Source organism: Verrucomicrobiota bacterium, from assembly GCA_038744685.1.
Lineage (GTDB): Bacteria > Verrucomicrobiota > Verrucomicrobiia > Opitutales > Puniceicoccaceae > Puniceicoccus.
This window is the reverse complement of sequence record JBCDMB010000001.1, coordinates 234,671-248,714: the sequence shown is the minus strand read 5'-3', so window position 1 is coordinate 248,714 and position 14,044 is coordinate 234,671. Positions and strand designations below refer to the sequence as shown.

15 protein-coding genes are annotated in these 14,044 nt (G+C 51.3%); 9 read left to right on the top strand and 6 right to left on the bottom strand.

Features of this window, described 5'->3' with window-relative positions; genetic code table 11:
* Positions 1-3 precede the first annotated feature (3 nt).
* The 6 genes from AAGJ81_01065 to AAGJ81_01040 all read left to right on the top strand — a co-directional run bounded on the left by AAGJ81_01065 (position 4) and on the right by AAGJ81_01040 (position 5,580).
* On the top strand, positions 4-516 hold the full coding sequence (locus AAGJ81_01065) for a hypothetical protein (protein ID MEM0964725.1): 513 nt from the start codon (positions 4-6) through the stop codon (positions 514-516).
* A gap of 29 nt (positions 517-545) precedes the next feature.
* Positions 546-1,616 (top strand): ferrochelatase, encoded by a 1,071-nt coding sequence (gene hemH / locus AAGJ81_01060; protein MEM0964724.1) that lies wholly within the window; start codon positions 546-548, stop codon positions 1,614-1,616.
* Positions 1,617-2,474 carry a cytochrome c biogenesis protein CcsA gene (gene ccsA / locus AAGJ81_01055; GenBank protein MEM0964723.1) on the top strand — a complete coding sequence of 286 codons (858 nt, stop codon included), beginning with the start codon at positions 1,617-1,619 and terminating at the stop codon, positions 2,472-2,474.
* Positions 2,471-3,550 (top strand): glutamyl-tRNA reductase, encoded by a 1,080-nt coding sequence (gene hemA, locus AAGJ81_01050; GenBank protein ID MEM0964722.1) that lies wholly within the window; start codon positions 2,471-2,473, stop codon positions 3,548-3,550. The genes ccsA and hemA overlap by 4 nt, the downstream gene beginning before the upstream one ends.
* A 285-nt stretch (positions 3,551-3,835) precedes the next feature.
* On the top strand, positions 3,836-4,786 hold the full coding sequence (locus AAGJ81_01045) for a ChaN family lipoprotein (GenBank protein ID MEM0964721.1): 951 nt from the start codon (positions 3,836-3,838) through the stop codon (positions 4,784-4,786).
* 353 nt (positions 4,787-5,139) lie between these two features.
* The gene (locus AAGJ81_01040) at positions 5,140-5,580 is read left to right on the top strand and encodes a hypothetical protein (protein MEM0964720.1); all 441 of its coding nucleotides are present in this window, start codon (positions 5,140-5,142) and stop codon (positions 5,578-5,580) included.
* An 893-nt stretch (positions 5,581-6,473) separates the two neighbouring features.
* On the opposite strand, the gene AAGJ81_01035 is transcribed toward AAGJ81_01040, so the two are convergent.
* Positions 6,474-7,031 carry a TetR/AcrR family transcriptional regulator gene (locus AAGJ81_01035; protein MEM0964719.1) on the bottom strand — a complete coding sequence of 186 codons (558 nt, stop codon included), beginning with the start codon at positions 7,029-7,031 and terminating at the stop codon, positions 6,474-6,476.
* A 227-nt stretch (positions 7,032-7,258) separates the two neighbouring features.
* Here AAGJ81_01035 and AAGJ81_01030 point away from each other — a divergent pair, with 227 nt between their 5' ends.
* From AAGJ81_01030 to AAGJ81_01020, 3 genes are read left to right on the top strand one after another with little or no spacing between them, the layout of a single operon-like run.
* Positions 7,259-7,954 (top strand): haloalkane dehalogenase, encoded by a 696-nt coding sequence (locus AAGJ81_01030; GenBank protein MEM0964718.1) that lies wholly within the window; start codon positions 7,259-7,261, stop codon positions 7,952-7,954.
* Between the two features lie 27 nt (positions 7,955-7,981).
* Positions 7,982-8,185, top strand: coding sequence for a hypothetical protein (locus AAGJ81_01025; protein ID MEM0964717.1), 204 nt, complete (start codon positions 7,982-7,984; stop codon positions 8,183-8,185).
* A 5-nt stretch (positions 8,186-8,190) separates the two neighbouring features.
* Positions 8,191-8,757: an NAD(P)H-dependent oxidoreductase gene (locus tag AAGJ81_01020; GenBank protein ID MEM0964716.1), complete on the top strand. Its 567-nt coding sequence runs from the start codon at positions 8,191-8,193 to the stop codon at positions 8,755-8,757.
* A 209-nt stretch (positions 8,758-8,966) separates the two neighbouring features.
* Here the strand turns inward: AAGJ81_01020 and AAGJ81_01015 are convergent, their stop codons facing one another.
* From AAGJ81_01015 to AAGJ81_00995, 5 genes are all read right to left on the bottom strand, one after another.
* Complete coding sequence (locus tag AAGJ81_01015) at positions 8,967-10,220, bottom strand: glycosyltransferase (protein MEM0964715.1); 1,254 nt, start codon at positions 10,218-10,220, stop codon at positions 8,967-8,969.
* Positions 10,221-10,621: 401 nt separating this feature from the next.
* The gene (locus tag AAGJ81_01010) at positions 10,622-10,837 is read right to left on the bottom strand and encodes a hypothetical protein (GenBank protein MEM0964714.1); all 216 of its coding nucleotides are present in this window, start codon (positions 10,835-10,837) and stop codon (positions 10,622-10,624) included.
* A 43-nt stretch (positions 10,838-10,880) separates the two neighbouring features.
* Complete coding sequence (locus AAGJ81_01005) at positions 10,881-11,825, bottom strand: VPGUxxT family thioredoxin-like (seleno)protein, type 2 (GenBank protein ID MEM0964713.1); 945 nt, start codon at positions 11,823-11,825, stop codon at positions 10,881-10,883.
* A gap of 270 nt (positions 11,826-12,095) precedes the next feature.
* Positions 12,096-12,908, bottom strand: a complete 813-nt coding sequence (locus AAGJ81_01000; protein ID MEM0964712.1) for an alpha/beta hydrolase-fold protein — start codon at positions 12,906-12,908, stop codon at positions 12,096-12,098.
* 26 nt (positions 12,909-12,934) lie between these two features.
* Positions 12,935-14,044, bottom strand: coding sequence for a Zn-dependent alcohol dehydrogenase (locus AAGJ81_00995; GenBank protein ID MEM0964711.1), 1,110 nt, complete (start codon positions 14,042-14,044; stop codon positions 12,935-12,937).

Sequence of the window (14,044 nt, the reverse complement as noted above, 5' to 3'; positions counted from 1 at the left end):
CCTATGAATGGTTCCAAGAATCTTCTGTTGTTGGTTATCCTCGTGCTTGCTCTCCTCCCTTGGGGAATCCTCTTTGCCTTGGTGAACAGTGAGGCGGGAGCACGGTTTCTGGGAAGTGACCTTGATGAAGCTGCTATCCGGACAGACGAGTCGGCTCGATTCGCAGCTCTAATCGAAAACATGGAGAATGAGATCGAAGACCTCCGCTCCGCACTCGAAGAGAAAAGTGGCGATGGAGAAGCATCCGCTGAAATGGAGGAGTTGCGCGACTCTCTAAACGAGGAGCGTGACGAAAAGCTGAGGGCTCTGACTGAAATCGATCGTCTACGAACCGAATATAATTCTGCGCTTTCTGAAGTGGTTCGAATGAAAACGGAAAGGATGGCGGCCGAAGCTCTGCCAGAGCCAGAACCAACGCCGGAACCAGAAACGGAAGAAGTGACCGAGGTAATCGAAGAACCGGAGCCTGTTGCACCCCCCGATACAGGCGGCTGGATTCTGCCTCCAGCGAATTGACACCTAACCGCGGAAAGGCACCGTAAAGTATGGTCAAAAAAACCGGTGTTCTGTTGTTAAATTTGGGCTCTCCCGACTCGACCGAAGTCGGAGACGTCCGCAGGTACCTCCGTGAATTTCTAATGGATGGCCGGGTTCTTGACGCACCAAAGCCAATTCGATGGATGGTGGTGAACGCATTCATTCTCCCTTTCCGACCAAAAAATTCGGCGGAAGCCTACAGCCGTGTCTGGACCGATCAAGGCTCTCCACTGATCGTTACGAGTCGAAACGTGCGCGACCTACTCGATAGGGAAGACTGTCCAGTCTTTCTCGCCATGAATTACGGCTCACCGTCAATCCCAGATGAGGTTGCGAAGATCAGAGCGGCAGGAGTAACAGACCTCTTCATCATGCCACAATACCCCCACTACGCGATGTCCAGCTATGAGACCGTTGTGGTAAAGGCGATGAGCTGCCTCAAAAAGGAACTTCCCGGTGTCCATACGACACTTCTCCAACCATTCTATCAGGACGACGACTACCTGGATGCGGTCGAGACGGTCATGCGTCCCTATCTGACGAAACAACCGGACCTCGTGCTCTTTTCCTTTCACGGAATTCCAGAACGCCATCTACGAAAGTCGGATCCCTCTCATGCCCACTGTCTAGAGTCCGAAGATTGCTGCGAGAATTGCCATCCTGCGCACGCGACCTGCTATCGCCACCAATGCTTCACCACTGCCCACAAGGTGGCGGCGAAGGCTGGACTCAGAAGCGACCAGTATCGGATCTCCTTCCAGTCCCGGCTGGGTCGGGATCCTTGGCTTACACCCTACACGGACAAAACCCTTGAATCACTTCCCGAAGAAGGCATCCGCAGGCTACTGGTTATCTGTCCGGCGTTCGTAACTGACTGCCTCGAGACTCTGGAAGAGATCTCAATGGAAGGAAAAGAGATTTTTGAAGAAGCTGGCGGAGAATGGTTTGAACAAATCCCTTGCCTCAACGATCACCCGGCTTGGATCGAGGTCCTGATGAATCGAATCAATCGCTGGAGAAATGGAGTCCTCTCCTCAGAGCAGAGTCCAAAGCAAGCGGCTCCTTCCACAATTACGTAAATGGACCAGCCAGACCGATTGCTGATTTGGTTGGCAACGGCTGCCTACTTCCTCGCAGTTGTCTACGCTGCAGTCCGCCTTTTCAACCGCCGTCCCCATGCGCGCTCGATCACTTACCCTATCATTGTCACCGGCTTTCTATTACAAACCGCCGGACTCTACCTACGGGGCCTCGAAATCGGTGCCTGTCCCCTCGGAAACTCTTTTGAAATTATTCAGTTTGTGCTCTGGTCGACGATTTTTCTTTTCTTGATCGTTGGGCCTGTCTTTCGGGTGACCCTTCTGGGCACTGCATCGGCTGCGTTTGTGTCGGTCGTCGGTATTGTGTCACTTCTGATGCCTGGCTGGGATCGACCTCACACAGCAAAGCTCTTTGGAGGTGATCCTCTCATCGAATTCCATGCAGCCCTTTCCGTTTTTAGCTACGGTATTTTTGGACTCCTCGCCTCAGTCGCAGCCCTCTACCTCCTACAGTACTACGCCCTCGAAAAGAAATGGAAGTCTCGCGTATTTTACTTCCTTCCCTCAATCGTCAAGGTTGACAATCTTGCGCGTCGCCTCCTCCCGACCGGACTCGTGATCCTGACCTTCGCATTTGCGTCCGGTTTGTTGGTGTGGTTCGAGGACGCATGGAGCGAATTGCACATGAAACTACTAGCTGTTTTCGTTCTCTGGATCGGATACGGAGCTGTCTGGACCCTGCGGCAACGAGACCGGATCTCCCCACAGCGAGCTGCTGTCACTTTCCTCGCCCTCTATGTCTTCGCACTTTTCAGCCTTTGGCCGGTCAAAAGCTCGCACGACCTCGGGGAATTTGCCGAAACAACCAGCCAGAGTCCGGTCATCCTATCAAAATGAGCGTTCCGCGCACGCTGCTGGTTGTCGGGGTTTCGCACCACCGAACACCATTAGAAGTGAGAGAACTTTTCTCTCTCGGACCGGACAATCTTCGTTCGCTGGCCGAACGCTTACTTACAGTTCCCTCCGTAAACGAAGTCGTTCTGCTCAACACTTGCAACCGGGTGGAAGTCTACCTCTCGACGTCGCGCGAGCCAGACACTTTCGCCATTCTTCGCATGCTTGCGGAGACTACTCATCAGCCTCCTGAGCTTCTCGAAGATCTCTCATATGTACACGCCAACAGCGACATGCTTGTGCATCTTTTTTCGGTTACTTCGGGACTCGATTCACAAATGATTGGCGAAACCGAGATTCTTGGCCAAGTTAAAGACGCCTTGGTGGAAGCCCGCAAGAACGGATGGGCTGGAAGCAAGCTGGGCACCATTTTCGAAAGATCGTTTCAAGCAGCCAAATGGGCCCGCACTCACACCGGAATTGGACAGGGGCAGGTCACAATTGGAAACGTCGTAGTTGATCTAGTTACCCGTGTCTTCGGAGATGTATGTGGCCCCCGAGTTCTTCTCGTCGGAAGCGGGGAAGTAGCTGAGAAAACAGCACAAAGCCTCTCAAGCCGAGGTGCCCGGGATATTACCGTCTCAGGGCGATCTTTCCAAAGGGCACAAGAACTGGCAATCTCTTTTGAAGGCGCCGTCCTTCCGTTTGAGACATACCCGTCGAAACTTCACTTATTCGACATTGTAATCTGCTCCACAGCATCATCCCATCCACTTCTTACTGCGCAAGTCGTCAATCAGGTGTCCCGGCAGCGTAAATTCGCACCCCTTCTTTTGGTAGATGTTGCAGTTCCACGCGACGTCGAAGCAGGCGCTGGGATACTCGACCAAGTTTTTCTCTATAACATGGACGACCTAGCGAACATCGCGAACGAGAACATCCGCCTACGCCGGGAAGAAGTAGACGGCTGCCTACTGGAAATCAAACGGAGGGCGTGGCGCGCATGGCTCAAAACTTTGCCAAAAAGAATCGTAAGGGACGAAAAGGAAAGCCAAACGGGACTTAGGGTAAAGGTGTAGCGGAGTGCCGAAATCGAAGGAGCAATGGCTTATTAAACCGCGCCTCATACAAAGCATAATCGCAAAAATCGAGATCGGTAGCGCCATCGAATGCTCTCGAGACCCGGTGTCGAATCCCGAGTATGTTCTATTTAAGTAGCGAGTTAATAAGAAGCCCAAAAGAAACGAGCTTGAAACAAACTCCACATCAGCGACTAAAGTGACTGCTCACACGTAAGAAGAGGGTCACACTCCGCGGATAAATATCCAAACCACTTCTCCATTCCCCCAACTTTCCCGCTACCAATGCCCATCTTCTTCCAAATCCTAACTCGCTCCATACTCCCCCTTTTGCTTACCCTCCAATTCGGCTGCCAGACCCTCCACAGACACGTCGCCGAGGACGAGCCTGTTTTCCCGGATTGGGTCATCTACGACGGAGTCACTGGTGGAGAGATTTCGTGGAACCAGATGGTCGGCTCGGTGCTTTCCTCTCAGATCATTTTGGTGGGAGAACGACACGATGACGCAATAGCGCACGAGTTGGAACAAAGACTGGTCGAAGAGTTATTGGCGGGCTTCCCAAACAGTGCGGTTACGATGGAAATGTTTGAGCGCGACGAGCAGGTCTTCCTCGACCTCTTTCTTGCCCAAGCAATCGATTCCGATGCTCTAGCAGCCACTACCGATGTCCGAGGATGGGGAGGCGAGGAAAACTGGCGTCTTTGGTACCTTCCGATTGTCGAATCGGTCCGAGACCGGGTTCCAGAAGGAGCGACTCTCCTTGCGGCTAACTCCCCACGAAGCTACGTCCGTCTCTCCCGCTTTGCCGGACACCAAGTCCTTTCGGAAATTGATCAAAACACACTTCTTCCGCTTTTCGCTATCCCTCGTGATGACGTTGACGAAGAAACTTACAGGACCCGCTTTTTCGAAATGATGGGTGGGCACGCCGTCGCTGGTAAGGAAGAAGGCGAAGGTCTCGACATAGAGTCTTTCTTCCGTGCCCAGCAAGTTTGGGATGCGACGATGGCTGAGTCGGTCAGAATGGCCCTAGCGAAACATCCAAAGGTCCTTCTCATCGCCGGAGACTTTCACATCGCTCAAAACGGTGGAGTCCTCCAACGACTCCGTCATCTCGACCCTTTTCCGGTGATATCAACGATCAGCATTCGGCCAGTCGAAGACCCGACCTCATTTCGGACCGAAGACGCTGAAAGGGCGGATTTTGTGATCTACACCCGCGCCGACACGTAACGGGTAGGACTTCCGCGAGATGTCCGAGGTGAGTGGGAACGAACCGGCCAACTGCATTTAGCGGTCTGCGAGAGAAGACCTACCCTAGCTTTTGTTGTCCTCTAAACGCGGTTGGAAATAGAGTGTCCTCAAAAACAGGTGAGGAAACCGAAGGTCTTCTGACTTTCTTATAGTGCCGCCGTGATAAAAAGACACAGTTGCTGTTGTTCTTTCCTCCTCTCTCGGTAGGTGCACATGACCTGGCGCACAGAGGGAATTCGACCCGTAATCAGACATTTCTCGGATCAATTCTCTGGCCTGTTACTTTGTCGATTGCCAGAGTGCGACTTACATCTCTGAAACCCACAGCTCCTATGAATTGGTCTATCGTTCTCATTCACAACGGTCATCAAAAGTACTTGAGGTACAACCTCGATCTTTTGAGTCGGTTGATTCCTGACAGCGATATCTTCCTCGCTGGCAATGATTCAAACAAAGAAATTGCAGAAGAATTCGGTCAGTGCATATGGGTATCAATCGATACACTCGTCGCTGCCGACACTTCCTATGAAGCCTTCGTCCAAAATTATAAACATTTTTCAATCAATCATTTGCGGTATGAGAGATTCTGTTTCGAAAGGTGGTTTATCTTATTAAATCTGGCGAAGCACTATCGGTTACAGAACTTCTTGTATCTCGATACAGACAATTTTCTACTCACTCCTCCGGCGGTTCTTCTTGATGAGTATCCAGATTTTCACTACGGACAAACCATCGATCCCGGCGCTCCGGAATTTCTTTTTTTTTCGAAATGAGGGGGTAATCGAAGAGTTCTGCAGGTATCTATCCGAACTCTACTCGAACGAAACTGACGCATTGAAAGAAATCGCCCTTCGCCATACCCGAAAATCTGGAAGGGAACCCATCCTTCGGGGGCCGAAATTCATTTCAGTGATATGTGGGCGTTGCTAGACTTCTGGGAAAACAGCCAGGGCACAGGTGCAGAGGTCTATAAATTCAAAGCTTCTACGTTTAAGCATGTCAGCATTCCTCCAATTATGAGTAACGGATCTTTGAACATGCACCTTTTTAGTGACTACCAGTCAAAATTGTATCGATTCAATGGACTTGAGAAGAGCGTTTCCGTATTTCATGAAGGGCGATGGCTACGGGTTAACATGATACACTTTCAAGGAGGTTCGAAGCAGTATGTTCACGATTTTCACAAGAAATTTTCACGGGCGCTGGAATGGGAAAAGGAATTCAACTGTAAGATAAAACGTCCCTCTAAGACGTCGGTGCTCTTGAAGAAGTGCATTGGAGTCGCGAGGCGAAAATGGAACGCGTTGCGTCCATGACAAAAGACTTCAGGCTCCGGTGCGTTCTATACTTCCTCTATGGCCTGATCTAACCCTAGAACAGAAAGAACACACGAGTCACGAGGCTACGTCCACTTAGCCTCCAAGCACTCAAACAACACTAGTCCCACAAGTTCAATCGGTTACAGAACGTGATAGTGCTGTGACTTACAATCGGAAACCTTCGCTACAACACTCTGGTGTTTGTCTCTACTCCATCGACTCGTTTGGGTCAGTCGTCCATGCTGAGGCGCAAGGTGGATTAGTCGACGTCATTAGATTCAAGCCTCAATCCCTCGAGTCCTTGCAGCACAGCTGTCCGAGCCGACTATACCGAATTCTGGTAGATATTATTTGCCGAGACCAAAAGCGAGCTGCGTAAGAAGATCAGCAACCTGCTCTTTGCTCTGTCCAAGAGCATTATGGGTAATCGAAAACCCTTCAAAGTATGGGAGAAGGAGTGTAACAATTCTCTGACTCCCCTCAGGTGAAGAAGTGATTTCGAGAAAAAGAGACTCCATTTCTCTCCGGCTTACCCGGTAGTAGTCGGAAAGCTGGCAACTGATTTGTCGATCCCGCGTCGCCAACGCCCAAAGCTCACGGAAGATACGACACATATCCGTCAGATGGTCCAAGTGATCGAGGATGAAATCGATCAGGTGTCTAAGACGTTTCGAGAGATCCTCCTCGGAACTGAGCGGCACGTAGCCTTGAAGGATCTCACTGCATTCATCGAAGTAATGCTCTGCAAGGCCACCAAAAAGAGCTGACTTGTTTCTGTAGTGATACTGAAGGTTCCCCAGACTCATTTGAGCGTGGGTCGCGACCTTCCGGAGTGTCAGACCCTCTGTGCCCTCTTCCTTCAGGACTACCAGAGCGGATCTAATGATCTGATGTTTGGTTTCCATACGGTTGGTATTACTTCGCTACTCAAATAGAACATGCTCGGGATTCGGTATCTGGATCGAACTCGGGTCTCGAGTGCTTTCGATGGCGATACCGATCTCGATTTTTGCGAACATGCTTTGAGTGAGGCTCGGTTTAATGAGATGAGCTCAACACACTTGACAGATTAGGTCAATAGACCTAAATCTTGAAAATAGGTCAATTGACCTATTGTAAAATCATTAGATTTATGAGGAAGTTACGCACACCTGACGAACGGTTTGAAGGGCTACCAGATTACCCTTTCAAGCCACATTACATCGAAACGCTGCCTGGATACGAAGATCTCCGCGCTCACTATCTGGACGAAGGAAATCCCGATTCCAAAGAGATCTTCCTTTGTCTCCATGGAGAGCCAAGCTGGAGTTATCTATACCGAAAAATGATCCCGATTTTTGCATCTGCTGGAGTCCGGGTCATCGCTCCCGATCTCCTTGGATTTGGTCGATCCGACAAACCCATTGATCAGGATGTCTATACCTTTCTTTTTCACCGAAACTTTTTGCTGCGTTTCATCGAAGCACTCGATCTGAAAAACATTACGCTTGTCTGTCAGGACTGGGGTGGTGTCCTCGGACTCACCCTTCCCCATGAGATGCCTGACCGTTTTATACGACTACTCATCATGAATACTGGGATCATGACCGGTCAGGTGAACGAGGCGTTTAAAGAGTGGAAAGGCTTTATCGAAAGTGATGAAGACACGCCGATCTATGAGATCTTCAAACGTCACGCACCCGGTATCAGCGATGCCGAGGCACTGGCTTACGAAGCACCCTTCCCGAACAAATCATACAAAGCCGGGGTCAGAAAGTTCCCCTCTCTAGTCGCCAGTCGACCTGACTTTCCCGGTGTGAGCACCTCGCTCAAGGCGATTCAGTTTTAGAGCGAACAATGGAATGGTGTGAGCTTCATGGCGATTGGCATGCAGGACAAGATGCTCGGACCCAAAGTGATGTTCCACATGCGGGACATGATTAAGCAGTGTCCTGAGCCAATGGAAGTTCCGGAAGCCGATCACTTTGTTCAGGAGATGGGTGAACCCGTAGCGCGAGCTGCGTTGGAACACTTCGGATTCCAACCGGAGGAGAAAGTCGAAACGAAGAAACCACGATGAAAATCATGAACCTGGTCTTCCATCCGGCCCTTCAAGAATCACGGGTCAATCGGATCTGGAAGGAGCAGCTCGAGAAATCCGGAAAGATCGCTACCAGCCGCGATCTCTATGTAGAGTATCCAGACTTTCAGATGGATGTGAAACGAGAGCAACAGCTTCTTCGTGAGCACGATCGAATCGTATTCCAGTTCCCTTTCTACTGGTATTCCAGTCCGCCTCTCTTGAAGAAGTGGTTGGACGATGTTCTCACCTATGGGTTCGCTTACGGAAACAAAGGCAAACAGCTTCAAGGGAAGGACCTCCAGTTGATACTGTCGGCGGGCGGTCAGCAGAAATTCTACAGTGGCTTTGATATTTACGCCACCCTCTACGATCTACTTCGTCCGTTCCAGTTGACGGCAAACCTGTGCCAAATGAACTACATGATCCCTGTTTGGATGGTTCAGGCCGACAGTGCGACTGAGGAAACGATCCGGGAACACGGCAACCGATGGATTGAAATCATAGACGATCCAGAACGATCGAACGGAAGAGCTTTCCTCGAAAGTAAACCCGATGAGACTACAGTTTGAAGGATTTGAAGGGGGATCACCTCTCAAAGCAATACAGACTAAAGATTAATCCACCTCTTGAGGTGACAGAATTCGAGATCAGCTTAGAAGAATGGCCTTGTCTTTAGAGTTAGCGTTCTACCCTCGGTAGGCCGTTTCCTGCTGACTGATCGTTAAGCTTACAGAGCCGGTGGACTAGCAAGAACCTGCGAGATCCTAACCTCAGGTTTTCAAACCTTCTCTCGTGGAACAAGGGTGGACCGGGATACACGTTCAAGGATTTCCTCATACAGTTTCTGGTAGGCAGACGCCTGTTTGCCTAACGAATATTCCTCAGTGGCAACGCCACGACAATTCTGGCCATAGGATCGGAGAAGAATGGGGTCGGACACCGCTTTCTCAATGGTTTGAGCCAAGGCACGAGTATCTCCGGTCGGGACAAGCCATCCCGTTTCGCCCGGGCAAATGATCTCTGGAATCCCACCCGATTCAAATCCAATTACCGGCGTCCCGCAGGCCATGCTTTCGGTAATGACTTGACCGAAAACTTCTTGCAGCGAAGGACAAACGAAGCAGTCAATGGCTGCATAGAAGAGCCGCAAGAGGTCATCGCTTCCGACTCTTCCTAAGTTTAAACTCGGGAAATCGGGCGATTCTTTAGCTCCCGGACCTACAGTTATCAGGGAGAGGTCATCACCCTTCTCAGCTAAATGAGAGAGTGCCTCAAGCAGAAGGTTATAACCCTTGCGTGGATCTTTGAGAACGGGAGCCATAAATCCAACGGTTCGGTAGTTTTTCGGAATACCAAGTGCTTCTCGAACGACCGACTTGTTGATCGGTCGAAACACCCTTGTATGCAAGCCATAGGGAATCGAGACGGTGCGGAAACGTCCCATCTGGCTGCTTTCTCTCGCGCGCTCGGCAACCCAGCGAGATGGACCCACCAAGGTGATTCGATCCGCATCAATCTTAGAAAGGGTTCGCGATTTGATCTTTCGCACTTCGTTTTCCCATTCCTGCATGGGTCCGGACTGCTCGTGCACGTCTGGCGCGTAATGCCAGATTCCATAGAATGGATTCATGTCGTGAAGGGTCCAGACAAGAGGAGCTTGCTTCGCTAACCAAGGGAGACAGGTTTCCCAATCGAGAAAATCCGAAATCCAATGAAGATGGATGACATCCGCCGGGAGCAAAGGCTCAAGATGATTGGGCCGAAACTTGGTTCGACAGTCCCGATGAAACGTAGAAGGTTCGAGGGTCGAATAGCGCTTCCGGGTCTCACGATCCTGCCAGAACCGCCGGAAAGGACCGATCCATCTCGAATCGGGTGCAGGACACAACGGACTCTCGAATCCGTCCCTCTGGTAATTGGGAGCCACCGCGAAACGGGATGAAACCCCTTCCGCTTTCAAGCCTTCATGTAACCGTATGGCAGCGCGAGCCGCACCACCAGAGGACCGTGTATTCAGGTGAAGGACCCTCATTTCCTCAATTCAACAAACCCAAATTCGAACCTCTGTCCCTTTGAGTCTGATCGGTCATTTGGGCAAGCAGGACAGTGGAAAGCGTGCTCGTATTGAGACGTTACTGCGGATAAATCAGCGATGTTGAAAGGAAGACTCGGAATCATAAGTTGGTCAGGGGAATTCAGCATTACCGTAAACCCCCTACATTTTCCGTTCCAGCTTTCTCATCATAAAGTGAAGTTCGACCTTCTACCGATTAAATAGCAAAGGTTCTTTGGCAGTCGTATCCTTTTTCAACTATCTGGCAGGTCATTCCGCTCTCTGTAAGGGAGAGGCAGTCTCGCAAGTAGGTATTCGGAATTGAAAGGCAGTTGTGTCTTACCCTCTCGTCACTCGTCGGCCGAACGCACTTAAATCAATCAGGAGATTCCGAGATCGCTCATGAAGTAAGAACCTTCGATTCTTCCCTGAGCAATCTGTTCTTCAGGATTTCCGTAAAGGAGTTGGATTCCACCCCATAACTCACGCAGTCTCTGGATCCTTCGTCCGCCCCCTGCTGATCCGAGAAATGCATGAAGGGTTAGGATCACCGTATTCGACTCCTCCGAGTGAACACGTTCACGTCGTTTGCACATTTGGTGGAGACTGAGAGACCAGTTTCCTTCAAGGTTTTGCTCTTTACTGCAAACTCTTGCGCTGGCTTGGGCTGAGCCATCTCTCAATCGCGGCCTGATCCTTGTTGGCAAGAGCGGCGTTGACCTTCGTAAGCTGGACTGGGTTCAGAGGAAGGTTTTTCAGGCTGGAAAACTGCAAGTGGCGCTTCTGATCGCTTGCGAGAGCTTTGCGGTATGCCTTGGGTATCAGGAGCTCAGCGTGAGAATTTATGGCTGCAGGAGTTTCCCTAAGCGATTCCGCGTCAGGTGCATAGACGTGCTTAGCACAGCCATGGGATTGGGCAGTTCGCACCAGCTCCGGCCAGGCGATCACTGCAGGATCGAAACGAAGGCGAACAACTTCTCGGCCGTCAAGCCAACCTGCTTCAGTCTCCGCAACGCCCTCGATACCGCCCAGTTTGGCCTCCCCGTCCCAGAAACAATACATGCTGAAAACAGCTGTCTTGAGAGGGGCCTCTGGCTGAGACAAAACGATGGAGTGCAGGTAATCAGGAACCGGTCGTTTCGCTACTTCCAACGCTTGGATCATGCGTTCGGCAGTTCCCGCGATGGACCAAACACGATCTTTTCGCGGAATGATGTCACCACCCTTGGTATCAAGAAAGCGCATGACCTGATAGTTCCAAGCGGGCTCCTCGAATCGCTCGAGGATTTCCCGATCATGACCGGTAGAGATATTGTTTCGGATGGCCAGAGGCACAAAGTCATTCTCAATCGCATCGACAACGAGCGGGTGAGAAAGCGTGTCCTGCCCAAAGATCACGCAGCCCTCACACCCGGGCACCTCCTGAAAGAGAATAAGGAGAGGCTTTTCGCTTTCAGCAGACTCCTTGACAGCCTGATCGTAATTTCGGAGCCACTCGACGTCGCCAAGTTCCGGGTGTTTTTCCGCGACGAGTGTTCCCGCTGCGACAAACAGTGAAAAGGTAAGGGTCAAGATTCGTTGCATTGAAATTGCGGTTCTCTGACATAACATCTCCAAGTTCCAGTCGTTTTCAAATCGCGTGACCACTCAGAAAGGTTTGGTAGTTGTGGTGCAGCGGAGAATCGTAGCAGCGCCCGCGTCCTCAGAAGTTCACGGAGTGAAGGGGAAGGAAGCAGGAATTGGATTCTTATCGAGATACGTTTCAATCCCTGTAGCGCCGCGACCTTCAGTCCAATCGCATCCCAGCGGGATAGGCGGAAAAAGAACGCTTGAATTTTAGCATGGAAAAACCAGCTACAGCTGCGCTGCAAAGAACTTGAAGGTACTTACCACATGCTCTTCCCAATAGGGCCACTCGTGGCCACCGGGAAATTCCTCGTAGGTAAATTCCACGCCCGCGTCATCTAGTGCCCTCGACAGCGTTCGGTTGTGTTCGATGAGCGGGTCATCTACCCCACAGTCAAAACGGAAAGGGCCAATACGGTCGCGGTTGGCCATGATCGCGTCCAAAACGTTTCGTTCAATACCCTTGACTTCCGGATAGGCTTCAATCGGCTCCTCAACAAAGAGTGACATTTGATCAATCGACGTGATGGAGGAATGCCCGGCGAAGGCTTTGTACCGCTCGGGGTACTTTGCCCCGAGGCGCAAAGCACCGAAGCCTCCCATCGAAAGACCGCCGATGAAGTGCGGTGTATTACTACGGTTGCCCGTAATTTCACTGACCGCTTCCCGCACATCTTGCGAGATCCACGCATCAAAATCCTGCCTGGAATGAGGAACATAGCCACTGCCGTCGCCCCAGAGTCCGTCAGAGGGTAAAGCCAGTAGCATCGGTGACACTTCACCCTCATCGACTAGGTCCTGTAGAGTCTCGTGGGCTTTGCCCGTCAAAGCCCAGATCCAGTGGCTTCCATAAACGCCGTGCAGAAGAGTGACGACCGGAAGGTCGATGCAACCTTCGGCTTGCTCAGGAACGAAAATGGAAAGATCTGCCCTCGCTTTGAGGGCCGGACTTTTGACCGTGACCACCTTATGAGTGCCGCGAGTACAGGGAAATTCACCGATCTCAGTCGTGCGGAAATGGGATGTCTTCGCATCTTTCATGATCCGTGATCCGTGGTTTCAAATCCTTATTCAAAAGAAATTACACCCTTTGCGTTACGGCCAGCCATCATGTCGTCGATGGCCTTTTGCAAGTCCTCAAGGAGATAGGTGCGGGTAATCAGCTCATCGAGCTTGAGTTGTTTGTGCTCGTAGAGTTCGAGCAGCTTCGGAAAGTCGAATTCGGGCATCGCGCCACCATAGAGCGGGTTGATGTAAACCTTATCCCACTCGAATAGGTTCATATCGATCGTAATTTCTTCTTCGATGCCTGAGACCTGCACCGCTGTGCCAGCGCTGCGGATCATCGCTAGTGGGGCAGCACCAAGAGCAGGTACTCCCGTGCACTCGAAGGCGTAGTCTGCACCACGGCCACCACAAAGCTGCTTCACTTTCTCCGAGGCTTGCATCAGCCTCTTGTCCTCCCGCGAAGCGAGGATTGTATGGGTGGCACCAAACTGCTTGGCCATTTTGAGACGTTCCTCGTTCACATCGATCGCGATGACCTTAGCCGCGCCGGAAATACGTGCTCCCTGAATCGAGTTGAGTCCCACGCCACCCGTTCCGAGCACAACGGCGCTACTCCCCGCAGCTAGCTTGGCAGAATTCACAACCGAACCGTAACCAGTCATTACACCGCAACCTATGATACAAGCCGAAGTGAACGGGATCTCAGTAGTATACGGAATAACAGCCTCCTTCTTCACCACCGTGTGGCTGCTGAGCGTACCGATGTTGAACGAGCGCTTCACCGGTTTGCCCTTCCAAATACTGGCCTCTGGATGCGCCATGCCTTCGAATTTATCTTTGCCAGTGACCTGCGAGTTTACCTCACAAATGTTCTGTTTGCCGTTCTGGCACTGGAAGCAATCCTTACATGGAATCGCCCAGTTCAGCAGGACTTTGTCACCCACCTCAACATGGTCGACACCCTCACCCACCGCTTCCACAAAACCCGCACCTTCGTGCCCCATGATGTGTTCAAAGCCCCAGGTCAGGGAATCGTAATCAGTGTGGCAAAGGCCAGACGCCTGGATTGCAACGAGGACTTCACCCCGCTTCGGCGGGTTCACCTCAATAGTTTCTATGGAGAAGGACCCCTCACCATCGGAGATTGCTGCTTTTGCTTGGATAGGCAT